Source organism: Pseudarthrobacter sp. HLT1-3 (assembly GCF_059383535.1).
In genome coordinates, this window is record NZ_JBWZCJ010000035.1 from 1 (window position 1) to 25263 (window position 25263).

Genomic DNA, 25263 nt, shown 5'->3' on the forward strand with positions numbered 1-25263 from the left:
CCGGCCTCAAGACGGTGTTCCGGACCGAGGACGGCACGGTCACGGCCGGGAACGCGTCCCCGCTTTCGGACGGGGCGTCCGCGGCCTGGCTCGGGTCCGAGAATGCTGCCGGGCTGCTGGGCCTGGAGCCGCTGGCGCGGATCGCGGGGCGCGGCGCGCACGCGAACGATCCGCAGTTCTTCGGCTACGCCCCGGTGGAGGCCGCGAACAAGGCCCTCGCCAAGGCCGGGATCGGCTGGGACCAGGTCGGCGCCGTCGAACTGAACGAGGCGTTCGCCGCCCAGTCCCTGGCCTGCGTCACCGCCTGGGGCATCGACCCGGGCATCGTGAACCGGCACGGCGGCGCGATCGCGATGGGCCNGCCACGTAGGGCTGAGCTACTCGGCGGCCGGCCGCTGCCGCTGCCGTTTGGTTGCTGAGCGCTGTTGCTTTGTGGCCAGCCGCCGCCGGTCCGATCCCCGGGTGGGCTTGGTCGGGCGGCGGTGGGGCGCATCCGGGGCCAGGCCCTCGGTGACGAGTTCGGCGAGTTTGCCCAAAGCGAGCTCGCGGTTGCGGAGCTGGGAGCGACGCTCGGAGGCGGTCACGGTGATCACTCCGGAGATGAGGCGGCGTGCGAGCCGGGTGATCAATATCGTCCGCTGTTCATCGGAGAGCGCAGCCGAGGCGGCAACGTTCCAGGAGAGCTCGGCACGGCTGTCCGAGGTGTTCACATGCTGACCGCCGGGCCCGGAGGAGCGCGAGAACCTCCAGCGGAGTTCCGACGCGGGAATCGTGAGCGCCGGCGACACCTCCAAGTCCATGAACCAAGTCTTGCACGGATGCGTCAAGCAGCAGCCGGGGGCGTTCTGCGTTTGTGGGTTCAGAAAGGCTGCCGGACGTGCCATTGGGCCGGCAGCGATTTCAGGCCATAGACGATGGTGCTGTCCATCCGTTCGAGGAGCGATCCCGGGGCGACGGCCAGTCCGGGCAGCCGGGACAGGAGGGCCTCCAGCGCGATCCGTGCTTCAAGCCGTGCAAGCGGGGCCCCGAGGCAGAAGTGGATGCCGTGGCCGAACGCCAGATGCCGGATCTGGTCCCGGTCGATGTCGAACTCGGCCGGACGCGGGAATTGCCGCTCGTCGCGGTTCGCGGAGCCGATCCAGGCCACCAGCGGGGCGCCGGCCGGTATCGGAACGCCGCCCAGTATGGTGTCCGCAACCGAGACCCGGTACATGGACTGGACCGGTGACCGGAAGCGGAGCACTTCCTCGATCGCCTGGGGAAGCAGTGACGGCTCCTTGAGCAACCGGTCGATGGTGCCGGGAACTTCTGTGAAGCAGAGAACCGCGTTGCCGATGAGATTGGTGGTTGTTTCATTGCCGGCGACGAGTAGCAGGCTGCAGAAGCCGAGGAGCTCGACCACACTGAGTTTCTGCCCGTTAATCTCGGCGGAGAGCAGGTTGCTGATCAAATCAGTGCCGGGCTTGCTCCGACGCTGGTCGATCAGGTTCAGGAAGTACTCGGTCATCTCCACGTTCGTGGTGTGGTGGTCCTCGTTCGCGGCACCGGTCCGCGTCTGGCTGACGATTACGTCGGACCACTGCTTGAAGCGGTCACGGTCCTCCGCGGGGATGCCCATCAGTTCCGAGATCACGATGACCGGCAGCGGGTAGGCAAACTCCCGGATCAGGTCCGCTGTTCCGAGGGACGCGACCCCCTCCAGAAGCTCTTCCGTGAGCGCTGAGATCCGGGGAGCCAGCGCGTCCACAGCCTTTGGCGTGAACGCCTGGGTCACCAGGGAGCGTAATTGCCGGTGCCGCGGCGGGTCGGTGGTGATCAGGCTCGCTGCGAACAGCTGGCCCGTCCCGGATGGAGCGTCGCCGCCCATCCGAGAGGAAAACCTGGCATGTTCGGACAGCACCCGCTGTACGTCGTCATACCGGAAAACATGCCAACTGCCCGATGATTCGTCATGAAAGACGGGCGCTGCTTCCCGCATCCTCTCGTAATGGGGGAAGGGATCCAGCGGATGCTCCTTGGCGGGGGCGAAGTCCATGGCTGGCCTCTCTGCTCAGCCCGGCGATCTATCGGTCAGGCCGAAGCGTCGGGGCGTTGGGTGGGTGGACCGTGGGAGCCTGATTTTATCCGACGCACGCTCCTCGCGTCAGTGGGCAAGTTTGCGGTTTCATGGAGGTTTCTCATTCGGAAAATTTCGAGGTGCTCTATGCCGGCCGAGAGATTCCGCCGTTCATCGAGCTCGTGACACACGGCGCGGTTGGTCATGACGACTTGGCGATTAACGGCGACAACGAATTGGTGCTCTCACAAAGGGCTCTGGACATTGTGAACACCACAAACCCGGTCGATACCGAGGTCGTGCCGCTCGATGAACCAGGGGGTCCGGTCGCTTTCGATCCGGCATTAGGCCGCCGCACGGGACAAGGGGAGAACCGCCACAATGATCGGAGCAGCACTTTCGGTCGCCGACGTTCTCATCGCCGTCCACGATGGGCGCCAGACCCGGGGACCGCCGGCCATCGGCATGGGTATGCACGAACCGGGCCGTAGTTCACGGTCATCGCTGCCCTAATGATGAGGGGCCCTCCGCGGCAACTTAGCCCCGGGTGCCCGTCTACTCCGCGTCTATATCCCCGCCTGTTTGCTCGCAGTGCCCTCCCAACTGCCCCTTTGGGCGTCCTTTTCAGAGCATGGGCCTCGAAGATTTAATTCAACGACGGTAGCAGGGTCCGGGTGAGAAAGCTTGTGTCCAAACGCCAAGAAAGAGGGTTCTTCGACCGGCCGCTGGGGTGTTTGCTCCGACGGCCGTCGTCGGTTGCATTCCTAGTCGTAGTTCTGCTGGTGGTCCTGGATTTCCGGGCGTCGTGGCCTCCGGTTCCCCCAGCGACCACCGCAGCTGCGACCGTTTCTGCCCAGCGGCTAGCCCTCACAGCGAAGTCCGCGGAGCCGACCGGTAATCCAGCGACCCCGCCCCTGACGCCAGGAGAATCTCCCGTGGTCGCGGACCCTGCTGGTCTGCTCTCTTTTGACCGGGTTAACGTTGAGACCATCGCAGCGGACGGTACCCGCAACATGACCGTGGCCTCGCGTGAACTCGTGCGCCCCTCCGCAGGGACCCTACTTGCGCCTTTGGAAGTTCTAAACCCGACGTCGCACTTTGGACTCCGAAAGAATCCACTCAGTGGCGCTGCCGGGGAATTTCACTGGGGGCAGGACTTCGGGGCGCCGTGCGGCACCCGTGTCTACTCCGCCGACGCAGGCGTGGCCCGGGCAGTTGGATGGCATGCCTGGGGCGGCGGTAATCGCGTGGAAATCGACCATGGCAACGGGATCATCACAACTTACAACCATTTAGAATCCAGCGCCGTCGAACAAGGCCAGTCTGTGAAGGTAGGTGAGGTCGTGGCGCGTGTCGGCACGACCGGGTCGTCCACAGGATGCCACCTGCATTTCGAAACAATCGTCAAAGGGATACACGCGAATCCCCTCAATTGGACGCTCCTGCCAGTTGCCCAATTGGACCGGCTCGATGACCTCCCCGCATTGAGATTCGAACCAGGCCACGGCACCCCAGCGGAACACCCTCCGGTCTGGGCAGTTCCGTTAACGGACGCCGGCAAACGCAACGTCACTGGAGGCGACAACGAGGCCCCGGTGACCAAACCGCCGCCGGATCCAAGAGATCCTCGGGTCCCGCCGGCCCCGCCCGATCCAAGAGACCCGTTGCCGCCTGACCCGCCGGTCCCGCCGGTCCCGCCGGATCCAAGAGACCCGTTGCCGCCTGTGCCGCCTGACCCGCCGGTCCCGCCGGATCCACGAGACCCGTTGCCGCCTGACCCGCCGGTCCCGCCGGATCCACGAGACCCGTTGCCGCCTGTGCCGCCTGACCCGCCGGTCCCGCCCGATCCACGAGACCCGTCGCCACCTGTCCCACCGGATCCGCCGGTCCCGCCCGATCCGGGAGACCCGCCTGTCCCGCCTGATCCGCCGGTCCCGCCTGGCCCGCCGGTCCCGCCCAGTCCTGGGGACCTGCCGGTCCCGCCGGGCCCCGTGGACCCGACGGCGCCCCCCGGTCCGGAGGCGCCCGTGACCGTGATGCCGGCCGCCTGAGGATACAGAAACCGCGTGCGATCGGGACTGCTTCGCCGGCCCTGACCAATCAGTGACGACACAAACCGCGAAGGTCCACCGCGGGCGCGGCATCCGTGTCAGGATCGTTTATGCCCCGCCTGATGCTGCTCGACACCGCGTCGCTGTACTTCCGTGCCTTCTACGGCCTTCCCGACACGATCCGTCGCGCCGACGGGACGCCCGTGAACGCCGTTCGCGGCCTCCTCGACATGATTGCCCGACTCACGACTGACTACAACGCCACGCATCTCGTGGCGTGCTGGGACGACGACTGGCGTCCGCAGTGGCGGGTGGACCTCATTCCAACGTACAAATCCCACCGGGTCGCCGCGGAGGTTGCGGGCGCCCCCGACGTCGAAGTTGTGCCGCAGGAGCTCGAGGCACAGATTCCGATGATCCGCCGGGTGCTGGACCTGGCGGGCATCGCCGTCGTGGGGGCTGCCGAACATGAGGCCGACGACGTCGTTGGCACATACGCCAGCCACGCCGAGCTTCCCGTCGACGTCGTGACGGGCGACCGCGATCTTTTCCAGGTCGTCGACGACGCCCGCCAAGTGCGGGTGATTTACACGGCGCGGGGCATGAAAAACCTCGAAGTCCTGACCGACGCTGTCGTCGTCGGCAAGTACCGCGTGCTGCCCGAGCAGTATGCCGACTACGCGACCCTGCGCGGCGATGCCTCCGACGGCCTGCCGGGCGTCGCCGGCATCGGTGAGAAAACCGCGGCGTCGCTGCTGGGGGAGTACGGCACGCTCGACGGGCTGCTCGCCGCGGCGGCGGACGCCGGCAGCGCGCTGTCCGCATCCGTGCGGACAAAGCTCGCCGCGGCCGAGGACTACCTGTCAGTGGCGCCCACCGTCGTGCGGATCGTGCGCGACCTCGAGCTGCCGACGCTCGAGGAGGCGGGCGCGCAACTTCACCCTATTGTCGGCGACGCGCGCGCAGACCTTGAGCGCCTCGCGACAGAATGGAACCTCGGTGGCTCCGTGAGGAGACTCCTCGAAGCGTTTGACCTGCATCCTTAAGGGGAGCGCCGCTGAGTCGCTGCCGCCGTTTCTGCTTGCCGGGACTGGAGGGCTCCACCGACACACAGAAAGGCCGGTGCAGGGGCGGGCTCCGCCCCTGCACCGGCGACTAAATCCCTGGTTCCTGGATCGTTCCCGGTATGGGATTCACTGCGGCGTACCGCCGGCTAGCGGGCGAGGTACAGTTCGTGCTGCCGGTGCGCCTCAGCCGACTGGGCGCGGATCGTGTCCACGTCCTTGGCCTTGTTCCGGTACTTCGGCTCCATCTGTTCGATCAGCCGTTCTTCCTCCAGCAGGGCGCTGTAGATACGCTCGCGCTCGGCGGGGTCCGCGGTGTATTCGAGGTCCAGGTAGCTGACGGCGTGCCGGCGGGCATTGTTGATCGCGGTCTGTGCCTTGCCTGCCTTGCTTAGCAGCGATGCCACCACGGTAACGACCAGCGCGCCAATGATGACGGTCAGGGACAGGCCCGTGCTGATCTCCACGACCGGGACCGGCTGGCCGCCGTTGACGAACGGCAGGTTGTTCTCGTGCAGGGCGTGCAGGATCAGCTTGACGCCGATAAAGGCCAGGATCGCCGCCAGCCCGTAGGCCAGGTAGATCAACCGGTCCAGCAGGCCGTCGATCAGGAAGTACAACTGGCGCAGGCCCATCAGCGAGAACGCAGTGGCCGTGAAGACAATGTAGACATTCTGGGTCAAGCCGAAGATGGCAGGGATCGAATCCAGGGCAAACAGAATATCGGTGCCGCCGATGGCCACCATAACCAGCAGCATCGGGGTCAGGACCTTTTTGCCGTTCTCCATGGTGAACAGCTTGTCGCCGTCGTAGTGCTCGGTGGTGTGGAAGATCCTGCGGGCCAGGCGGATGATGAAGTTATCGGCCGTGTCTTCGCCGTCGGGTTCGGGCTTGAGCAGGTTGCCGGCCGTGATGAGCAGGATCAAACCGAAGGCGTAGAAGACCCAGGCGAAGGAATTGATCAGTGCCGCGCCGAGGAAAATGAAGCCGGTGCGGGCGATCAGCGCGAACACAATGCCGAACAGCAGCACCTTCTGCTGGTCCTCGCGCGGTACGCGGAAGCTGGCAATGATGATCAGGAAGACAAACAGGTTGTCCACCGAAAGCGCCTTCTCCGTGATGTACCCGGCGAAATACTCCGAGCCCATAACCGGGCCGCCGAAGATCAGAACGATAACACCGAAGATGATGGCGATGCCCACATAGAGGGAGGACCAGATGGCCGCTTCCTTCAGCGTGGGCACGTGGGCCTTACGGATATGGAAGAAATAGTCAAAGGCCAGAAGGGCCAGGATGAGCACAATGGTGATGCCCCAGATCAGGGGTGAAACAGTCAACGTGTTCCTGCTTTCGTAGGGTGGGTAGCAGCGAGCCTCATAAGTCTCTCCGCCCGCCGTCCGGCTGGCCGCTGCACCCGGCCAGGCAACGGTGCCTGACGTGTTGACGGATACAGCGCTTCGGGATACTCCCCTACGCAGTCCCACTCTAACCGGGTTCGCAGCCAGAGACGAATCCACAAGGGCCCGACGCCTCCACCGCGGGGTACTTCCAAATCACTGCCGTCTGGAAAAAGCTCATCAACCCAGCCCGTGTCGGTCATTGGCCCCGTTGTATACGTCCAGCCTATGGTTCAGGCGGGTGAGTGCCACTCTCCTTGTGCCGGGCCCGGGACCCGCTCCAGATACGCTGCGGCAAGCTCTGAACGGGAGCAGATGTGGAGTTTCCGGTAAATCCTCGTCAGGTGATACTGCACAGTCTTGACCGACACATAAAGTTCGGCCGCGGCATTCTTGTTGGTCAGCCCTGATGCGACGAGCGACGCAACCGCTTGTTCCTGGTCCGTCAGGTCGTCAAAAATAGTTGGGGCCTCAGCCGTCATTGGTGTGCTGGCCGTCGGTCGCCGGCTCTCGTCGGTGCTGACTCCGCTGGCACGCAATTCACGGTCGCAGCGATCGGTATAGGCCGCCGCACCCAGAACGGAAAACAGGTCCCGTGCTTGAATCAACATCTCTGCCGCCTCGCGCCGCTTCCCGGCCCGGCGGAACGACTGGCCGTACACGAACCTTATGCGGGCCTGCGCATAGGGCATCGGTAGTTTCTCCAGCTGGGCCAGGCTGCCAAGAAAGGTGCTGCGGGCGGCGCTGAAATCCCCTGCCGCCGCCTGGATTCTGCCCCGGACCGAGCCCAGTCGCGCCATGGCTGACCGGTGCTGGCGTTGCTCTGCCAGCTGCTCGTGAGGGAGCAGGAACGCGTCTGCCTCTTCTATGCGGCCCACCATGACCAACGCGTTGGCGTAGTGGTCCTGCCACGGCCAGAACCCCGGTTCGTCAATGCCGTTGCTGCGTTCCGGCCTGACCACAGGCAGGAGCGCGCGGATGACGCCGTCGTAGTCTGCTTTGATTTCCGCCACTTGCGCCTGGGCGAGGCAAAAGGGCAGGAGCATGATCGGGTAACTGTCGGCGGGGACAGCTGCGCGCTCCAGATGGTGGGCCGCGGCTTCCGAGTTGCCGCGGAGTGCGTGAATCTGTGCGCCGGTCCAGTGCAGGAGGGGCGCCAGGAGCTCGATTCCGGACTCTTCCTGAAGAGCCACGGCGTTGTCCACCGTTCTCAGGGCGCCGTCCCATGCACCCAAGGCAAAGTCTGTCCTGGCCAGCCAGGCCTGGGCCCAGAGGGTAATGCGGTGGGAACCGCGGCCAAGCTCCGGCGGAACAGCGCCGGCGAGTTCGGTCCTGGCCTCATCCACCCGGTCCAAGGCAAGGTGCAGCCACCCTCTGCCCATGTGGATTCGCTGGTACTGGGCGCTGTCTTCAGGCGGCCGGACTGCAGCCTCATAACTTGCTTCCGCTTCGACGTACCGTCCCATGGCGCCGAGTCCGAGGCCTTCGATAGCTTGCGCCTCGAAGGCCGGCGGGCTGTTCGGTGGAGCCGTGAGCCTGGCCCGGACAGCCCACGTGACCAGGTCCCTGCCGTCGAAGCGGGCCAGGGCGTGAAGCACCTGACGCTGGCAAATCTGGCCAGCCGTTCCGGGGTCGGTGGCGGGGTCGACGGCAGTCCAGGCCTTGCGGAGGAGGGCCTCGGCCTGCATGGGTCGGCCGCGGAGGACAGCGAGATAGCCGCGCACCGCGTCGCCGCGCGGGCTCGGAGCGATGGACTCCACAGCCGTCACGGCCCGGGGGAGCTGTCCGGCCCCAACCATCGCATCGACGGCCAGGATCAGGAGTGATTCGCGCTCCGGAATCTGAGAATTCAGCCGGGCCGCTTCGGCGTAGGCGTCGGCAGCGGAACCCCAGGAGCCTGACGCGGCGTAGACAGTCGCCGCACGTTCCAGCTCGCGGGCCAGCGAAGCGTCAGGCAACAGCGCAGCAGCAGCGCGGTGCCCCAGCCGTTCGCCCCCGATAGCCGGCAGCCGGGCAGCCGCGGCATGTAACTCCGGCTGCCGGCCTGGCCCGAGGTTTTGATAAACGGCGGCCCGCACCGCCGGCAGCGGGAACCGGAGGAGTTTTTCCGCGCCGGCCGTTGAGAGCGTCAGCAGGCCCGGGCGGGCAACCGCATCAACGGCCGCTACAGCGTCCGAAACACCTGGCAGTTCCGCGGCAAGCGCCAGCGGGGAACGGGTGCCCAGCACTGCCGCCGCCTCGGTGAGCGCGGCCGCGGCCGGCGGTAGCTGCGCCAGTGTGGTTTGGACAAATGCCAGCAGCTCCGCAGGCACCGGAAGAACGCGCTGACCGGTCGACCAGACCGCTGCCGGGTGCTGCTCCAGCAGCGGCTGGACCAGTCCGGGGCGGCCGCCGGTGTGCTCCACCAAGGTCCTTGCGGCCGGCAGAGGAAGTTCCGCGTCCCCGAATCCAGGCATTCGTCGTGCCATCAGCTGGACATCGCCCGGGGTGAGCGGGCCCAGCCTTATGGTCCGCGCGGCCGGAAAACTGAGAAGTCCTGAGACACCTTCATCCAGTTCACTGACGCTCAAATCCGCAGCCAGGATGGTCAACAGTGGCTTTCGTCCCACCCGGCGCAACGCGTAAAGAAGGCTTCGGAGCGAGGGAAGGTCGGCCCACTGGATGTCGTCAAGCCAAAGAACCAGCGGCCCATTTTCATCGGCGGTCAAGCGGTCAATCGTGGATAGCAGAACCGTCCCGTAGCCCGCCGGACCGTCGGCGACCCCCGGGGTCAGCTTCGGGCGCAAATTCGGGTGGTAGTTCCGCCCCCGGGGGAGCTGCAAACCCGCTTGCCGCGGACAGCAACTGCTGGATTACCCCGAAATCCGTGTTGCGTTCCCAGACGGCGCCGGCCGCTCTGAGAATCAGTGGCCGGAGGCCGGCGGTTGCTTCGCGTCGGAGGAAGGATTCCACCAGGACGGTTTTGCCCATCCCCTGGCTGCCGCGTACGACGCCGACGGCGGGCGTTCCCGAGCGGGCGGTCTGGAGCAGCTCCGCCAGCTGTCGCGTCGCCGCACTGCGCCCGGCCAAGTGTCCGGCTTCGTTGTCAAACATCGTGTCCAACCTTACGGGGGAGTGCCCCGGCAGTGTGAAGTGGGTCGCAGTTTCCACCGGCCTGACTGGCCCCGACCGGACCTGCGACGCAGCGGCTCACCCGGCCTGCGACGCTGGAGCGAGTACTTCCTCGGTATCCGGCTGAACCGGTTCGGCCGCGATGCGGTGCCTGCGGACGAAAAAGGTGACGAGTCCACCGGCCAGCGCGACGGCGGCGAAGACTACGAACGCCACATTGCTCGGTGCTTTGGCGCTGATCAGGAAACCGCCGACAAGGGGCCCGAGGATGCCGCCCAGTCGGCCGAATCCTGCGCACCACGCGACGCCAGCCGCGCGGGCCGGCGTCGGGTAGTAGTTGGAAACGAACCCGTAGACCAGCACCTGGGTACCCAAACTGCCCACGCCGGCAAAAGCAACGGCGACCAGCAGCAGGAGCGGAAACTCGAACGTCAGCAGGATGAGGGAAACAGCCGCGATAACGAACGTCGTGGCAACGACCGCGCGGGGACCAAACCTGTCCGCCGAACGTGAGGCGACGAGCCCGCCAACTACAGCTCCGGCGTTCAGCGCAAGGAGGAATGTCAGTGAGTAGGTCTTGCCATAACCATGCTGGCCCATGATTTCGGGAAGCCAGGTGTTCAGCCCGTAGGTCAGCAGCAGGCCGCAGAAACTCATGAGTCCGAGCAGAATGGTTGGCGTGCGGTAGTTGCCGGTGGCGAGGGCGGCGAAACCGGCCAGCGGCCGGCCGGCCTTGCTTACTGCCGCCGGGGGGAGCGCTGCTATCCCTGAAGCTGTGCTGCCGGCGTCGCCGTCGTCGAGCGGAACACCCGTCTTCAGCGACAGTGCGGTGGCCTCTTCTGTGCGGCCCCGGGCGAGGAGCCACCTCGGTGACTCGGGCAGCTTGAAGTACGCCAGCGGGAACAGGATGACCAGGGGAAGGGCGCCGATCATAAACAGGCCGCGCCAGTCCGCCACCCCGCTCAGCACGATGGCCAGCAGCGAGGCGAGAAGGCCTCCGGCGGGCACTCCCGAATACACCAGCGCGTTGTAGAAATTGCGCTTTCCGGCGGGAGCGAACTCGGCGACAACGGCTCCGGCTGTGGCGACAAGGGCTCCTACGCCGATGCCGGTCAGGAACCGCAGGAGCCCAAAGGCCGGGATGCTGGTGGCCATGGCGGTGAATGCCATGCCCAGCGAAAACCAGACGATATTGATGAGCATCAGCTTCCGCCGGCCCAGGAAATCCCCCACGGCGCCGGCGGTGAGCGCGCCCACCATCACGCCCAGCAGGGCGTAGCTTCCCAGGACCCCCGGCCTGGGCAGCATCGAGCGCCCCAATCTGGCTGGGGTCGCGCAGCAGCGATGAAACGACAGTTCCGTAGACCACGAGGTCATAACCGTCAAAGAGCAGGGCTGCGGCGGCAACTGCCATCACCCAGCGGACGGTCTTCTTGCGTGTGGCATCCGAGGATGCGGCAAGTGCGTTCATTTTTTGGCTCCAAAGGCCTGGGCCGCGTCATTGCGGCAGGGTGGGGTCAGTCGGTGTCGGAATTCGGGCTGGCACGGCCGGGTGGCGGGAGCTCAGCCCAGGTCGCCACCGGCGACAGCGAGGACGCTGCCCGTGATGTAGGAGGCCTCGTCCGAGGCGAGGAACGCGATGGGACCGGCCTGTTCGTCGAGGGTCCCGTACCGCTTCATCAGCGAGGAATCGATGGTCTGGTCAACAATCTGCTGGTACCAGGCCAATTCGTCAGTCCCGTCGGGCTGCGGACCCCGAATGACACGGCGGGGCGGGGCTTCCGTTCCTCCCGGAGCCGTGGCCACGACGCGGATGCCGCGCGGAGCGGCTTCCAGGGCAAGGGCCGACGTAATGGCTTTCACTCCGCCCTTGGCGGCGGCGTAGGGAACGCGGTTGACGCCGCGCGTGGCGACGGAGGCGACATTGACGATGACGCCGCCCTGCTGGCTGATCATGTGGGGGAGAACCGCGCGGCAGGTCCACAGCGTCGGAAACAGCGAACGCTGGATTTCCTGGCTGATCTCCTCGGGCTGGTAATGCTCGTAGGGCTTGGCCCAGATGGTGCCGCCCACATTGTTGATCAGGACGTCGATCCGGCCGTGGCGGGCCAGGGCCGCCACGATGGCGGCGCTGGCGCCGTCGTAGGTTTCCAGGTCTGCCGTGATGGCGAACGCGGAAGCTCCACCGGCAGCGAGCTCGCCGGCAACCTCGCGGACGAGCTCGGCCCGGTCCAGCAGGATGACGTCGGCACCTTCTGCCGCGACGCGCGAGGCAACCGCGTGCCCGATTCCCTGCGCCGCTCCGGTCACCACCACAACCTTGCCGGCGAACCGGCCCGGGCTGATCGCCCGGGCGCCGTTCGTGCTCAAGCGACGGCCCCGGCGAGGGCCGGCGCCGCGGCTGCCGTGCTTCCGACGGCGAAGCGCTCGTAGTAGAAGTTCGCGGGGGTGATGCCCTGGCTGTCCCAGTACTTGCGGACGGCGTCCACCATGGCCGGCGGTCCGCACAGGTAAACGTCCACGTCGCCCTCGTTCAGTTGGGCGGCCGTGATGTACTGCGTGACGTAGCCTGTGTTCTCTGCAGCGCTGCCCGGGTCCGCCACGCAGGTGGTGAAGCTGAAGTTCTCGATGGCCTCGGCATACCGCTCCAGCTTGTCCAGCTCGATCAGGTCCTTGTCGAACGTGACGCCGTAGACCAGGTGCACGGGATGGGCGGGAGCATCTTCAAGGTTGGTGGCGATTTTCTCGAGCATTGACAGCAGCGGCGCGATTCCGGTGCCGCCGGCCAGCATCAGCGCCGGACGCTTGATGTCCCGGAGGAAGGAGCTGCCCATCGGACCGGTCAGCGGGATGATGTCCCCGACGGCGGCACGTTCCTTCAGGTAGGTGGTCATGGCGCCGTCGGGTGCCGTGCGGATGAGGAAGCGCAACTCATTTGCGGTGGGGCCGCGTTGTGGCCCGTACGCGGCTCCGGCAGGCTGGTCGCGCTGGAGCGGTCGGTCTTGATGCGGAAGACGCGGTCCTCCAGCCCGCCACGGTTGGCGTAGTAGATCAGTGAGATTTCGCGCTGGGGATCGCTGGTGAGCTGGTCGTCGTCGGCCCAGGCCGGCATCCAGAACTCGGCTTCGGGGTGGTAGCAGTCCAGCCAGCGGTCAAAGTCGCGGTCGTCCAGGAACCGTGCCTCGCGGTACAGGAAAGCGCGGATTTCTTCCAGGCTTGCCGGGCCGGCGGGCGCGAATGCGGTCGCGTCCTGGGGTTCGGATTCGATGATTTGTGTCATGGGGATTCTCCTCTGGCTCCTTGCGGACCTAGTTCTGTGCGGCCGCGTCGGCGGCTTCTTCGGCGGCTGCCGCTCTGCGCATGGTCTCTACCCAGTAGCCGTGCTGGATGGGGTAGAGACCCTCGTCCTCGGTCTTGGCGCCGCTGGAAATGGGCTAAAGGCCGATCTTGTCGGCGTTGGCATCCGGACCGGCGATCTGGTGCATGACCCCGCGGCTGAGGTCGTTCCACGGAGCAGCGGTGGCCATATAGGTCTTCTGGCAGGAGCGGAACTCTTCCAGGTCATCGGGGGTGGCCATGCCGGAGGCATTGAAGAAGTCCTCGTACTGGCGGATCCGATTGGCGCGGTTCACGTCGCTCTCGCCCTTGGGTGCGATGCAGTAGATGGTCACCTCGGTCTTATCGACGGAGATGGGCCGGAAGTGCCGGATCTGCGAACCGAACTGGTCCATCAGGTAGACGTTCGGGTAGAGGCACAGGTTGCGCGAGATGTTGATCATCCAGTCGGCTTTCTCCACGCCGTACTTCTCGACGAGTTCGTCCCTGCGGTCGAACAGCGGACGGTTGGACGGGTCCAGCCACTCGGTCCAGAGCAGCAGGTGGCCGTGGTCGAAGGAGTAGTAGCCGCCCTTCTGTTGGGCCCAGCCGCCAGCGTCCATGTTCTTGGTTTCGTTTGCCGACTCCCCGGTAGTCCGGCGTGCCGTGGTGGCCGCGTAGTTCCAGTGTGTGGCGGAGACGTGGTAGCCGTCAGCGCCGTTCTCGGCCTGCAGCTTCCAGTTGCCGTCGTAGGTGTAGGTGGACGCGCCGCGGAGGACTTCCAGGCCGTCGGGGGACTGGTCGACGATCATGTCGATGATCTTCGTGGACTCGCCCAGGTGTTCTCCGAAGGCAGGACGTCCGGGTTGATGCTGCCGAACAGGAAACCGCGGTAGCTCTCGAACCTGGCCACCTTGGTGAGGTCGTGGGAACCCTCTTTGTTGAACTGCTCCGGGTAGCCTGCTTCGCGGGGATCCTTGACCTTGAGGAGCTTGCCGGTGTTGTTAAAGGTCCAGCCGTGGAACGGGCAGGTGAACGTGGTGCGGTTGTCCGTCTTGCGGCGGCACAGCATTGCGCCGCGGTGGCTGCAGGCATTGATCAAGGCATTGAGGCCGCCCTGCTTGTCGCGGGAGATGATGATCGGCTGGCGGCCGATAAAGGTGGTGAAGTAGTCGCCCACATTCGGGATCTGGCTGTCGTGCGCCAGATATACCCAGTTGCCTTCGAAGATGTGCTTCATCTCGAGTTCGAAAAGGTCTTCATCCGTGAAGATGCTGCGATTGGCGCGGAAGACGCCGTTTTCGTGATCCTCCACGAGTGCCTCGTCGAGGTGGGCTCGGATGCCCGCCAGGGTCTCTGTCATGTTGGCTCCTATCGATATCGGGCCGCGTTGCCCGTGGTGCCGGGCTGCGCTGCCCGGGCGGACCGCCGAAACGAGCAGCCGGTCAATGGTGATTGCATCAACCCTGCCAGTGCGTGGCGCGCATCACACTAGGCATTTGCCTGGCCTCGCCTAGGCCCCAATTCATAGCTAAAACATCCGAAAATGGTGGAAATGAGTATTTGTTGAATACTAAAAAATTCGGTCCTAAGCTGTGGAACCAGCAACCCGGACCGGTGCGGCGTTGGTACTTCGTCTGTGCGACCAGCTCCAGAGAAGAAACAACCTTGTACTTTGCAGTCCGATTGGATGTCAGCGTCAAGGCCGGCTGCGGCCCATGGCTTTGACATCGAGGACCCCGCCAGCGCCGCCTTCGCGTGAGGCCGGGCCGCTGGGCCTTCGCGCCGCGATGTCCGTGTCCGCAGTTATGGCCGGGCTGGTCGCCGTCGTTGTGTCGTACTCGGGTCCGCTGCTGGTGGTCCTGCAGTCAGCTAAGAATGCGGGACTCAGCTCCGGGCAGACCACGTCCTGGGTGTGGGCGATTTCGATTGCCAGCGGCGTGGTGTGTTCAGTTCTCAGCCTGGTCACCAGGCAGCCTGTGATGGTTGCCTGGTCTGTGCCGGGCGCAGCGCTGCTGCTGACCGCGCTGGGGAACTATTCCTATTCCGATGCCATTGGTGCCTACCTGGTCGCCGGCGTCCTGGGCACTGTGCTCGGTGTTACCGGTCTCTTCGGTCGGCTGTTGTCTGTCGTGCCGAAGCCGATCCTCGCTGGCGTGCTGGCGGGAGTGCTGCTGCCGTTCGTCCTCAACGCGGCCGGCGCGGTCGTGTCCTCGCCACTCGTGGCAGGCGGGCTGGCATTGGCGTACTTCGCCGGAAAGCGGTTTGTTCCCCGCTACGCGGTCGTTGTGGCACTCTTCGCCGGTGTACTGCTGGGGATCCTGGCCGGCGACATTTCCACCCCGCAGCCGTCGCTTGCGCTAAACGGTCCCTTGTGGACAGCCCCGACTTTCAGTGTTTCGGCGGTGATGGGAATTGCGGTGCCGCTGCTCATCGTCACAACGGCGGGCCAGAACGGACCGGGGCTGGCGATGATGCATAGCAGTGGGTACCTGCCAAACGACAGGCTGCTCCTGGGCGGAGCCGGCGTCGCTTCGGTGGTCTTTGCCCCGTTCGGGAGCCACGCCATCAACCTTGCCGCGATCACAGCGGGCATTTGCGCCGGGCCAGAAGCCCATGAGGATTCCCGCCGGCGGTACGTCGCCGGTCTCGCCTGCGGAGTTTTCTATCTGATCTTCGGCACATTCAGCACGGCCGTCGTGGCCTTGTTCGCGGTCATCCCCGCGCCCATGCTGACCGCCCTGGCGGGGGTGGCACTGCTCGGCGCGCTCCAGGGAGCCGTCCGCGATGTGGTCGTGGGCGCTGAGGGGCGCCCGGCGGTACAGGAGTCCGCCCTGGTCACGCTGGCAGTGACCGCGTCCGGCATTGCCCCGTGGGGAATTGTGTCCCCGTTTTGGGGATGCCTGGCCGGCATCTGCGTCTACTGGGGCGACGCAGGCCCACGGCCTGACCACCCGGGGACGGAGGATGGCGGCCGTGGCTTAGGACCAGGACGCAGCCGCCAGGAGCGCGAAGAGCGGTTCGAAGTCGTACATGCTGGTGCTGTTGCTCATCACGACGATGCCGAGGCCGCGGTCGGGGTAGAGCCGCATCACGTTCCAGAAGCCCGCGCCGGCGCCGAAATGCTCCACCCACTGGTCTGGAGTCTTCGTGGGCCGGCGAAACCAGCCGGTTCCGTGGTCGAACGGTTTGCCTGCCTGGTCAATGGTGCGCATGCGGCGGGCGGACTCGGGGGACAGGATCCGGGTCCCGTCGAGCTCGCCGTCGCGAAGGTGCATCCGAAGGAATCTGCCGGCGTCCCAGACATCGCCCACCAGGCCGCCGTAGGCGGGACCGTCCACGTAGAAGGGGTTCAGCGACAGATACGGCCCGTGACGATCCCCGGCGATCCCCGCGGGCAGCACACCGCGCAGCAGCGGCTCCATAATTCGGGGCGCCTTGACGTAGCCGGTCGCCGGCTCCGCACCTGCCTGATAGTGGAACCCGGTGTGTTGCATGCCCACAGGTTGCAGGACGGACCGCTGGAGGTAGTCCTCGAAGGGCATCCCGGCCGCGGCCGCAATGATCTGTCCGGCGGCGAGGTAGCCGACGTTGGAGTACCGGGCGCTCTGCCCGGCCGGGTAGCGGAAGGCGCGCCGCTTACCGGCCAGCCGGCGAAGCAGGGTCCCTGGGTCCGGGGCATCCGCGCCGGCCGCATGCACCCAGCGAATCGGCAGCGGGTTGCCGAAGCCGGCGGTGTGGTTGAGCAGCTGGCCCACGTTCGGCGCCGTCGTCCCGGCCGGCAGGTAGTCGAGGTATTCGCGGACCGGGGCCTTCAGGTCAAGGCGTCCCTCGTCCACGAGCCGGATCGCGGCCGTCGCGGTCACGATCTTGGACATCGAGAACCAGAGGTACGACGTCGACGCGGTTGCGGGCGTGTTCGTCGCAAGGTCGGCGAGACCGTAGCCCGCGGCCAGGAGCACCCGTTCGCGGTTCACCACGGCCAGGGACAGGCCCGGCACGCCGCCGCGGCTCATCATCCTCATCACGGCCGCCGCCATGCCGCGCGGCGGTCTCCCCGCCGCGATGCTTTCGGCAAGCACTTGGGGAGTGCAGCCGTTCGGGAACTTTCCGTTATCTGGCGGGCCGCCGGCCCGACCGGGCCTCCACAGCATCCTCGATGCCGCCCCCTTCGCGTTCGACGTCTTCCAGGTAGAGTCTGCCGGCTACTATCAGGCCGCCCTCGATCCGGAAAAGTGTCACTCCCCGGACCTGGAACGGCTTCCCGTCGGTGCGGTTGCCGGTCCAGGACCACTCACTCCACGTTGTGTCCGCGTCGTCGACGGAGCGGACCGATTCGGCATGGAAGTCAGGAATTCCGGCGAACATCGCCGCCCAGTTCGCGTGCATTTGCGCCCGGCCCGTGAAGGCCCTGGCGGGATGCGCGGGCTGTTCACTGCGGTAGTCCTCGTGGAACAGCGCCGCAGCAGCTTCCAGGTCATGGGCATTAAACGCGGCCACGAGCCGGTCCACCACTTCGCTCATCTCTTCACTCCCTCCGTGCGTGCACTCCGCCGGCCCGGGGCCAGGACCGCGCGGGGTGCTCCGATCCCGGCGCAAATCTACGCCGAACCCTCCCGGGTCTCCAGAGCTCGCGGGTCTCTGCCTCGCCGGCCCCGTCCAACCAGAAGCAGCGAGGGAAGACCTTGACGGGGAGATCGAAGGCGGAGGACTCTCGTTAGAGGCCCTCGGTCAGTCCGGCCCCCTCGATCATGGGCGCCGCAGGCCCATACCCTTGAACCCCGTCTTGAGGAGAGCACCATGAGCCCACAATTCAACGAGTTGCTGACCCGCCAGGTAGGTAATGAGTTCGCAGCGTCCCAGCAGTACATCGCCATCGCCGCCTGGTTCGACGGGCAGGACCTTCCCCAGCTTGCCAAGCACTTCTACCGCCAATCCCTGGAAGAACGGAACCACGCCATGATGATGGTCCGGTACATTCTGGACCGTGGAATCAGGGTCACCATCCCGGGGATCGACCCGGTCCGCAACGACTTCAGTTCGGCGGAGGAGCCGCTGGTCCTGGCCCTGGCCCAGGAGCTGGAGGTCACGGACCGCATCAAGGAACTCTTCGCAGCGGCACGGGCGGAAAACGACCCGCTGGGTGAACAATTCATGCTTTGGTTCCTCAAAGAGCAGGTCGAGGAGGTGGCGTCGATGTCCACCCTGCTCAACGTCGCCCGCCGGGCCGACAACCTCTTCGACGTCGAGACTTTCCTGGCCCGCGAAAGGGTGGGCGACGGCGGAGGGCGCGGCGGACATCGCAGTCACGGCGGCGGCGGACCCTTCGAGGACCCGGGCACTCCCGAGGTCGCGGGCGGGTCGCTCTAGCAATGGCGCCCGGTGTGGCCCCCGGCGCGGGCTCAACCGGGGAATCGGCTGGAATACTTCGGGCCCGGCGCGGCCTCGACCTGGCACCAAAGACCATTCCTGCAAGAACCGGACGATGGTGCTGAGGTATACCTTCACGGCCAGGCTGTGGCGCTATCCGGGTGAAGCCGGATGGCACTTCCTCACCGTCCCGGCGGAGGTGGCAGCAGAGATCCGGGACGACGCGGTGGCGTTCCGCCGGGGCTTCGGCTCCGTCAAAGTCACCGCCTACATTGGCGGACACAGCTGGTCCACGTCACTCTTTCCGGACAGTACGAGCGGGTCGTATCTGCTTCCCGTCAAGAAGGCCATCAGAGTCACCGCAGGTATCACGGCAGGGGACCAAGTTACCGATCACCTTGAGCTGGCCGGGGGCGGCTGAGCGGCCCCGCTCTGCCTGATCCCAGCTCTGGTGTGTACAACCCAAGCGGACGAGAATGGGCTCGTGCTCCCTCCTCGCTTTGGCGGGGCGGCAACCAGATGAACGCCGCCGCCCGAAAAATCCAGCTCATCTACCTCACGTTGACGTTGGGCAATACACTGGCGGCCTCGTTCATCTGGGGGATCAACACTCTTTTCCTGCTGGACGCCGGACTCAGCAACCTGGAGGCTTTCGCTGCGAACGCCTTCTTCACGGCCGGGATGGTCCTGTTCGAGGTGCCGACCGGAGTGGTTGCCGATGGTTGGGGCCGCCGCGTTTCATTCCTGCTGGGCACCACGACCCTGGCTGCGTCAACTTACCTCTACTACCTGCTCTGGCAACTTTCCGCACCCTTCTGGTGGTGGGCAGTCGTGTCCGTTTTACTGGGTCTGGGCTTCACGTTCTTCTCCGGCGCGGTTGAGGCCTGGCTTGTCGACGCGTTGCGCTTCTCGGGGTATGAGGGCGGGCTGGAGGCCGTGCTTGGCCGGGGCCTGATGGTGTCGGGCGTTGCCATGCTGGTCGGCTCGGTGGCCGGCGGTGTCATCGCGCAGGCCACCAACCTCGGCGTGCCCTTCCTGCTCCGCGTGGGAGTGCTGGTGCTGATGTTTGTCGTGGCCTTTTGGCTCATGCGCGATGTCGGTTTCACCCCGGAACGCTCGGCCCGTCCGCTTCAGGCGACCCGCGCCGTACTGTCGGCTTCGATCGACAACGGATTGAAGAATCCGCCGGTTCGATACGTGATGCTGGCAGCGCCGTTCAGTTACGGCGTCGGGATCTACGTGTTCTACGCCCTCCAGCCGTACCTGCTTGAGCTCTTTGGCGATCCCCACGCGTACGCCGTGGCGGGACTGGCGGCGGCACTCGTGGCGGGAGCCGAGGTGCTCGGCGGCTGGATGGCGCCGCGCATCCGGAGACTGGTTCGCAAACGCACGACGGTTTTGATTCTGAGCAGCATCATTGGCTCCCTGATCCTGGTGGTGCTCGGGTTCACCAAGGTGTTCTGGGTCGCCCTGGTGCTGCTGGCGCTCTGGGCTCTCGTCTCCGCAGTAGGCACGCCTGTGCGGCAGGCCTACCTCAACGACATGATCGCGTCGAAGCAGCGGGCCACGGTGCTGAGCTTCGATTCCCTCATGGGGAATACCGGGGGCGTGGTGGTGCAGCCGCTGCTGGGACGGTCAGCTGATCTCTACGGTTACCCTGCCTCGCTGGCGATCGGAGGCGTGATCGAGTTGATCGCCGTACCTTTCCTGCTGTCGAGCCGGCGGCAGCGTCACCAGGCCGATCAGGCCAGCGACTCCGACAGTGCGGACAAACAGCCGCGGCCGTCCTAGCCGCGAAATCGGGCTCAACTGGGCGGAACCGACGCGGTCTTGACTCCCGCCGCCCCAAGCCTACGATTATGCGCATCAGCACCTGCTAGAGGGAGATCTGTGGTGTCCACGGCCGGTGCTGGCAATCAGCCGACCTGGGTGTTGTGCCCGGGTGCACACGACGTGGCCGGGTTCGCCAAGTTCGCGGCGGACGTCTCTAGCAGTGGATGGCAGCTGGGGTGACGTCCAGGACCTGAACAACGCTGATCAAGACGGAGGAATTAGTCATGCTGAAGGATCTCGAAATCATCGCAGTCCTCCCCGCCAAGGACATTGACCGGGCACGCAGCTTCTACCGTGACGTGCTGGGACTCGAACCGGCGGACGCCATGGACGAAGAGAACCTGATGTACCGCTGTGGCAAGGGAACGGCTTTCCTGCTGTATAAGACCGACAATGCAGGAACAGCGAAAAACACCCAGATGGGCTGGGCAACCGACGACCTTGAGGCCGAGGTTAAGGACCTTCGCGGCCGCGGTGTTGTGTTCGAGGAGTACGACTTCCCGGGTCTGAAGACTGAGAACGGGATCGCTTCGACTCCAGTCGGCAAGGCCGCGTGGTTCCTGGACACGGAGGGCAACATTCTCAACCTCTTCCAGGGCCAATAGCGCTGGTGCACTAGGAGGCGCCGCCCCTGCAGCTGGGACCCTGCACGGGCGGCACACTCTTACGTGAAGCGGCCTTCCAGGCCTACAGTTGTGCTTCGAGTACCGTCGACAGGAGTGCCCCATGATTACCCTGCAGATCGAACACCAGGTCCGGGACTTCAGCATGTGGAGAAGTGCTTTCGACAGTGACCCGTTGGACCGCGCGGCTTCCGGAGTGCGGTCCTACCGAATCTCGCGTCCCCTCGACCAGGAGGATTACGTGATGCTCGAAATGGATTTCGATACGCAGGAGGCCGCCGTGGACTTCCTCGGCCGGCTGCAGAACGATACGTGGAAAACCGGAGTGACCGCTCCGGCGCTGGTCGGAGAACCCTCCACCAGGATTATCGAAACGGTCGCCATCGAGGAAGTGGCCGCCGCCATGCCCTGAACCGGTGCGGACGGCCAACCCGGCGCAGAGAACCACGGCCAGGCCGCCAAGGGGACCGGCGGTAACCTTGAGGTATGACTGCCGAAGCCCCGTCCACCATCGCCCTCGATGGCCGCTTTGACGGCCGGTTTGCGCGCGAGTTGGGGGAGATGGCCATTCCCTGGCAGGCGGAGGAAGCTCCGGATCCGCGTCTTCTCGTGCTCAACGAGCCGTTGGCCGTGGAGCTGGGCCTGGATCCGGACTACTTACGGAGTTTCCACGGCTTACGCCTGCTGATCGGTACTCTGGTTCCCGGCGGCGCCACCCCCGTGGCACAGGCCTATGCCGGCCACCAGTTCGGCTGGCTGGCTCCCCGTCTTGGCGACGGGCGTGCGCTGCTGCTGGGAGAAATCACCGACACGGATGGCCGCCTTCGCGACGTCCACCTCAAGGGCTCCGGGCGCACCCCGTTCGCCCGAGGCGGCGACGGTCTGGCGGCGGTGGGTCCGATGTTGCGCGAGTACATCGTGAGCGAAGCGATGCACGCCATGGGCATCCCGACCACACGGTCCCTCGCCGTCACTGCGACGGGGCGGGACGTGCGCCGCGAAACCATGCTGCCGGGCGCCGTCCTCACCCGGGTGGCCGGCAGTCACCTGCGTGTGGGCAGCTTCCAGTACGCCCGGGCCACGGGCGACATCAACCTGCTGCGCCGCCTCGCCGACCATGCGATCATCCGGCACTATCCCGACGCCGCGGATGCCGAGAGCCCCTACCTCGCGTTCTTCCAGGAAGTGGTTGCCGCCCAAGCATCGCTGGTGGCCCGGTGGATGCTGGTGGGGTTCGTGCACGGTGTCATGAACACCGACAACACGACAATCTCAGGCGAAACCATCGACTACGGCCCCTGCGCCTTCCTGGACGCTTTCGACCCGGCAACGGTGTACAGCTCGATCGACGAGACCGGACGCTACGCCTACCGCAACCAGCCGGTTGTGGCGGAATGGAACCTTACCCGCCTGGCAGAGTCTCTCCTGCCCCTTTTCGACGACGACCAGGAGCGCGCGGTCGCCCATGCGCAGGAAGCCCTCAGCGCCTTCCGGCGCCAATACAGCGCCGCCTGGTCAGCCGGCATGCAGGCCAAGCTGGGTCTGCCCCAGGACCTCGACGACGACGGCGACACCCCGTCTCTGGTGGATGAGCTGCTCCGGCTCCTGCAGGAGGGGAGGGTCGACCACACATCGTTCTTCCGCCGCCTGGGCTCGGCCGCCCGCGGCCGCGGCGAACCCGTGCGGCGCCTGTTTCCCGATCCGGAAGCTTTCGATGCCTGGGCCGGGCGCTGGAGCTCACTGGGTCCCGACGCCGACGCGATGGACCGGGTCAACCCTGTCTATATCCCGCGCAACCATCTGGTGGAGGAGGTCCTCACCGCCGCCACTGATGGTGATCTGGGTCCGCTTCAAGGCCTCCTGAGCGCGGTGACAGGCCCGTTCACCGAGCGCCCCGGACTCGAACGCTATGCCGACGCCGCGCCCGAAGACTTCGGTACGTACCGGACGTTCTGCGGCACCTGATTCCCTGTAGGTCGGCGGAGCCGAGGGCCTGGGGCGGCCTCTGCTGGTGTTTGCTCCGCGCCTGCTCTCACTGGTCTGCGCGCTGCCCACAACTCGGGGACTCGGGCTGATCCCCGGCTCCGCCTTGCGCCTGTACCGGGACTTTTGTCGGAGGTCCGCTGGCCATGGGCGCACACGGCGGAACGGCCGGGACTTAGGGGCGCAGGCTCAGAAGGTCCAAATGCTGCGGGTTTCGCTAACGGGTTATACCCCCTTGGGTATTTTTGACTACCCCTGGGGGTATCTGCAATACTCGGTGGGGTATTCATGTTTTGTTTGACCCTCTTGAAAGGACACCCATGACGTCCCCTTCCACTTCCTCCACCCAGGCTGCTCCCACTTCGCCGACAGTCACCGCCCTTGCCCCGGAAACGCTGCGCAGCTGGTTCCAGGAACACCAGGACCTCATCGTGATTGACGTCCGTTCGGCCGCCGAATTCGAGAACATGCACATCCGCGGCTCCTACAACGTCCCGCTGCCGCTGCTTGCCGAGCACACGGAGGAATTGGCGGCCCGCCTGGGCAGCCGCGTTGTGCTCGTCTGCCAGTCGGGCGCGCGTGCCGAGCAGGCCCGGCAGCGGCTGGGCGGCGCAGGTATCGGCACCTCCTACGTCCTGACCGGGGGCGCCCCCGCGTTCGCAGCGGCAGGCGGAGACGTGATCCGCGGCAAGGCGCGCTGGGCCCTGGAGCGCCAGGTCCGACTCGCCGCCGGCTCCCTCGTGGTGCTGGGGCTCGCCGGAGGCAGGTTCGTCTCGCCCAAGGTCCGGCTCCTCGCCGGCGCCATCGGAGCGGGCCTGACCTTTTCAGCCGCCACCAACACCTGTGCCATGGGCCAGGCAATTTCTGCCATGCCGTGGAACCAGGCCGCCCAGGAGCCGACCCGCGAGTCCGCGATCCTGCAGTTCCCCGTCGTGGACTCCGTGACCCCGGCGGCCAAGGCCTCATGACCGCGACACTGATCCTCGTTCTCGCCCTGTCCGTACTCATTGGGCTGTCGCTCGGCGTGCTCGGCGGCGGCGGATCCATCCTGACGGTGCCGATTCTGGTCTACGTGGCCGGGTTCGAAGCCAAGGAAGCCATTGCCGCTTCCCTGTTCGTGGTCGGCGTCACCTCGGCGGTCAGTGTCTTCAGCCACGCCCGCGCCGGTCGCGTCATGTGGCGCACCGGCCTGTTGTTCGGGGCCGCCGGCATGGTCGGCGCCTTCGTAGGCGGGCTGCTGGGCGGGCACATCCCCGGCCAGATCCTCCTCATCGCGTTTGCCCTGATGATGGTCGCCACCTCGATCGCGATGATCCGCGGACGCCGGAAGAAGTCCGATGCGGGCCCCGGGACCCCAAAACACACCGAACTGCCGCTCGTCCGCGTTCTGCTCGACGGCCTCGTCGTCGGTCTGGTCACCGGCCTGGTCGGCGCCGGCGGCGGATTCCTCGTGGTCCCGGCCCTGGCGCTGCTTGGTGGCCTGCCGATGGCAATCGCCGTCGGCACCTCCCTGGTAGTGATCGCGATGAAGTCCTTCGCCGGACTGGCCGGTTACCTGACCACCGTGGAGCTGGACTGGGGAATCACACTGTCCGTTACCGCGGCCGCCATTGTGGGAACGCTGATCGGTTCCAAGCTCGCCGGCCGGATTCCGGAAGCGGCGCTGCGCAAGGGCTTCGGCTGGTTCGTGCTGGTGATGGGCGCCTTCGTCCTGATTCAACAGGCCCCGGTGGATCTGCGCGGACCGATCGCCCTGGGCGTCGCCGGAGCCGCGCTCATTGCGGCGGCAATCTGCTGGTTCTTCGTCAGTGCCTGCCCGCTCCGCAAGTCCAACCGCACGGCCCGCGAACGCGACACCCAGACCCTCCCGGTCTGACACACCCGCTGAACCGAAAGGCACCACCATGGCAGAAATCAGCATCACCGAAGCAGACCAGCGCCGGAACCGGGCGCAGGTCCTGGACGTGCGGGAGGACTTCGAGGTTGCCGAGGGCATGATCCCCGGAGCGATCCATATCCCGATGGGCGAGCTGCAGGCCCGGCTGTCCGAGCTCGACCCCAAGGTTCCCGTCATCGCCATCTGCCGCAGCGGCAACCGCAGCGCCCGGGTGGCGGATGCCCTCAACGCTGCCGGCTTCACCGCCGACACGATGGACGGCGGCATGATCGCGTGGGCCCGGGCGGGCCTGCCGACTGCCTGACCGACCTTCCTCCTCGGCGACGACACAAGGTCCCCGCGATGACGCGACGTCGCTGCCGCCACCCGGGTATTGAATCGCCGAACCCACGGCACCAGTCACCTTGCAAGATACCCCCCGGGGTATTATTATTGTTAGTAGTAGACGGGGAGACCCGCACCTCTTAACGAAGGAGAGCACATGCTTCTGGAACGCATTTACGACGAGGACCTCGCCCAGGCGAGCTATTTGATTGGCTGCCAGGCGAAAGGTGAGGCCGTGG

General features: G+C 65.9%; 24 protein-coding genes and 2 pseudogenes. 13 read left to right on the forward strand and 13 right to left on the reverse strand.

Annotation, left to right across the window (positions count from 1 at the left end):
- Nucleotides 1–365: pseudogene (locus AC50X9_RS19775) on the forward strand (thiolase family protein); the annotation flags it as partial.
- Between the two features lie 12 nt (nucleotides 366–377).
- On the opposite strand, the gene arfB reads toward AC50X9_RS19775, so the two are convergent.
- Together arfB and AC50X9_RS19785 are read right to left on the reverse strand one after the other, a co-directional pair.
- Nucleotides 378–800 (reverse strand): alternative ribosome rescue aminoacyl-tRNA hydrolase ArfB, encoded by a 423-nt coding sequence (gene arfB, locus AC50X9_RS19780; RefSeq protein ID WP_494896489.1) that lies wholly within the window; start codon nucleotides 798–800, stop codon nucleotides 378–380.
- A 59-nt stretch (nucleotides 801–859) separates the two neighbouring features.
- Nucleotides 860–2035, reverse strand: a complete 1176-nt coding sequence (locus AC50X9_RS19785) for a cytochrome P450 (RefSeq protein ID WP_494896491.1) — start codon at nucleotides 2033–2035, stop codon at nucleotides 860–862.
- Nucleotides 2036–3069: 1034 nt separating this feature from the next.
- On the opposite strand from AC50X9_RS19785, the gene AC50X9_RS19790 reads away from it, so the two are divergent.
- Nucleotides 3070–4107: a M23 family metallopeptidase gene (locus tag AC50X9_RS19790; protein ID WP_494896534.1), complete on the forward strand. Its 1038-nt coding sequence runs from the start codon at nucleotides 3070–3072 to the stop codon at nucleotides 4105–4107.
- A 122-nt stretch (nucleotides 4108–4229) separates the two neighbouring features.
- A complete protein-coding gene (locus AC50X9_RS19795; protein ID WP_494896536.1) occupies nucleotides 4230–5153 on the forward strand; it encodes a 5'-3' exonuclease in 924 nt (307 codons plus the stop codon).
- Between the two features lie 167 nt (nucleotides 5154–5320).
- Here the strand turns inward: AC50X9_RS19795 and AC50X9_RS19800 are convergent, their stop codons facing one another.
- The 9 genes from AC50X9_RS19800 to AC50X9_RS19840 form a co-directional block, all read right to left on the reverse strand.
- Complete coding sequence (locus AC50X9_RS19800; protein WP_494896493.1) at nucleotides 5321–6508, reverse strand: TerC family protein; 1188 nt, start codon at nucleotides 6506–6508, stop codon at nucleotides 5321–5323.
- A gap of 293 nt (nucleotides 6509–6801) precedes the next feature.
- A complete protein-coding gene (locus tag AC50X9_RS19805) occupies nucleotides 6802–9276 on the reverse strand; it encodes a helix-turn-helix transcriptional regulator (protein WP_494896495.1) in 2475 nt (824 codons plus the stop codon).
- A gap of 4 nt (nucleotides 9277–9280) precedes the next feature.
- Nucleotides 9281–9661, reverse strand: coding sequence for an ATP-binding protein (locus tag AC50X9_RS19810; RefSeq protein ID WP_494896497.1), 381 nt, complete (start codon nucleotides 9659–9661; stop codon nucleotides 9281–9283).
- 96 nt (nucleotides 9662–9757) lie between these two features.
- Nucleotides 9758–10987 (reverse strand): MFS transporter, encoded by a 1230-nt coding sequence (locus tag AC50X9_RS19815; protein WP_494896498.1) that lies wholly within the window; start codon nucleotides 10985–10987, stop codon nucleotides 9758–9760.
- A 255-nt stretch (nucleotides 10988–11242) separates the two neighbouring features.
- A complete protein-coding gene (locus AC50X9_RS19820) occupies nucleotides 11243–12049 on the reverse strand; it encodes a 1,6-dihydroxycyclohexa-2,4-diene-1-carboxylate dehydrogenase (RefSeq protein WP_494896500.1) in 807 nt (268 codons plus the stop codon).
- Nucleotides 12046–12573 carry a ferredoxin reductase domain-containing protein gene (locus AC50X9_RS19825; protein ID WP_494896505.1) on the reverse strand — a complete coding sequence of 176 codons (528 nt, stop codon included), beginning with the start codon at nucleotides 12571–12573 and terminating at the stop codon, nucleotides 12046–12048. The genes AC50X9_RS19820 and AC50X9_RS19825 overlap by 4 nt, the downstream gene beginning before the upstream one ends.
- Complete coding sequence (locus AC50X9_RS19830; protein ID WP_494896506.1) at nucleotides 12570–12959, reverse strand: aromatic-ring-hydroxylating dioxygenase subunit beta; 390 nt, start codon at nucleotides 12957–12959, stop codon at nucleotides 12570–12572. Before AC50X9_RS19830 ends, AC50X9_RS19825 begins: the two co-directional genes overlap by 4 nt.
- A gap of 154 nt (nucleotides 12960–13113) precedes the next feature.
- The gene (locus AC50X9_RS19835) at nucleotides 13114–13806 is read right to left on the reverse strand and encodes an SRPBCC family protein (RefSeq protein WP_494896508.1); all 693 of its coding nucleotides are present in this window, start codon (nucleotides 13804–13806) and stop codon (nucleotides 13114–13116) included.
- Nucleotides 13803–14357, reverse strand: a complete 555-nt coding sequence (locus AC50X9_RS19840; RefSeq protein ID WP_494896510.1) for a Rieske 2Fe-2S domain-containing protein — start codon at nucleotides 14355–14357, stop codon at nucleotides 13803–13805. Before AC50X9_RS19840 ends, AC50X9_RS19835 begins: the two co-directional genes overlap by 4 nt.
- A 445-nt stretch (nucleotides 14358–14802) precedes the next feature.
- Between AC50X9_RS19840 and AC50X9_RS19845 the strand changes: the two are divergent.
- A pseudogene (locus AC50X9_RS19845) lies at nucleotides 14803–15858 on the forward strand (benzoate/H(+) symporter BenE family transporter); the annotation flags it as partial.
- 117 nt (nucleotides 15859–15975) lie between these two features.
- Here AC50X9_RS19845 and AC50X9_RS19850 read toward each other — a convergent pair.
- Both AC50X9_RS19850 and AC50X9_RS19855 read right to left on the reverse strand, forming a co-directional pair.
- A complete protein-coding gene (locus AC50X9_RS19850; protein WP_494896512.1) occupies nucleotides 15976–17076 on the reverse strand; it encodes a serine hydrolase domain-containing protein in 1101 nt (366 codons plus the stop codon).
- Between the two features lie 31 nt (nucleotides 17077–17107).
- Nucleotides 17108–17518 (reverse strand): nuclear transport factor 2 family protein, encoded by a 411-nt coding sequence (locus AC50X9_RS19855; RefSeq protein WP_494896514.1) that lies wholly within the window; start codon nucleotides 17516–17518, stop codon nucleotides 17108–17110.
- Between the two features lie 276 nt (nucleotides 17519–17794).
- Here AC50X9_RS19855 and AC50X9_RS19860 point away from each other — a divergent pair, with 276 nt between their 5' ends.
- The 9 genes from AC50X9_RS19860 (at nucleotide 17795) to AC50X9_RS19900 (ending at nucleotide 25004) form a co-directional block, all read left to right on the forward strand.
- A complete protein-coding gene (locus AC50X9_RS19860; protein ID WP_494896516.1) occupies nucleotides 17795–18364 on the forward strand; it encodes a ferritin in 570 nt (189 codons plus the stop codon).
- 115 nt (nucleotides 18365–18479) lie between these two features.
- Nucleotides 18480–18785, forward strand: coding sequence for a DUF1905 domain-containing protein (locus AC50X9_RS19865; protein WP_494896518.1), 306 nt, complete (start codon nucleotides 18480–18482; stop codon nucleotides 18783–18785).
- Nucleotides 18786–18883: 98 nt separating this feature from the next.
- Nucleotides 18884–20155: an MFS transporter gene (locus AC50X9_RS19870; protein WP_494896520.1), complete on the forward strand. Its 1272-nt coding sequence runs from the start codon at nucleotides 18884–18886 to the stop codon at nucleotides 20153–20155.
- 266 nt (nucleotides 20156–20421) lie between these two features.
- Complete coding sequence (locus tag AC50X9_RS19875) at nucleotides 20422–20802, forward strand: VOC family protein (protein WP_494896522.1); 381 nt, start codon at nucleotides 20422–20424, stop codon at nucleotides 20800–20802.
- A 121-nt stretch (nucleotides 20803–20923) separates the two neighbouring features.
- Nucleotides 20924–21232: a hypothetical protein gene (locus tag AC50X9_RS19880; RefSeq protein WP_494896524.1), complete on the forward strand. Its 309-nt coding sequence runs from the start codon at nucleotides 20924–20926 to the stop codon at nucleotides 21230–21232.
- A 74-nt stretch (nucleotides 21233–21306) separates the two neighbouring features.
- The gene (locus AC50X9_RS19885) at nucleotides 21307–22785 is read left to right on the forward strand and encodes a protein adenylyltransferase SelO (protein WP_494896526.1); all 1479 of its coding nucleotides are present in this window, start codon (nucleotides 21307–21309) and stop codon (nucleotides 22783–22785) included.
- Nucleotides 22786–23123: 338 nt separating this feature from the next.
- Nucleotides 23124–23771 carry a rhodanese-like domain-containing protein gene (locus tag AC50X9_RS19890; protein ID WP_494896528.1) on the forward strand — a complete coding sequence of 216 codons (648 nt, stop codon included), beginning with the start codon at nucleotides 23124–23126 and terminating at the stop codon, nucleotides 23769–23771.
- The gene (locus AC50X9_RS19895) at nucleotides 23768–24679 is read left to right on the forward strand and encodes a sulfite exporter TauE/SafE family protein (RefSeq protein ID WP_494896530.1); all 912 of its coding nucleotides are present in this window, start codon (nucleotides 23768–23770) and stop codon (nucleotides 24677–24679) included. Before AC50X9_RS19890 ends, AC50X9_RS19895 begins: the two co-directional genes overlap by 4 nt.
- Before the next feature lie 28 nt (nucleotides 24680–24707).
- Nucleotides 24708–25004, forward strand: coding sequence for a rhodanese-like domain-containing protein (locus tag AC50X9_RS19900; protein WP_494896532.1), 297 nt, complete (start codon nucleotides 24708–24710; stop codon nucleotides 25002–25004).
- Nucleotides 25005–25263: the final 259 nt, after the last annotated feature.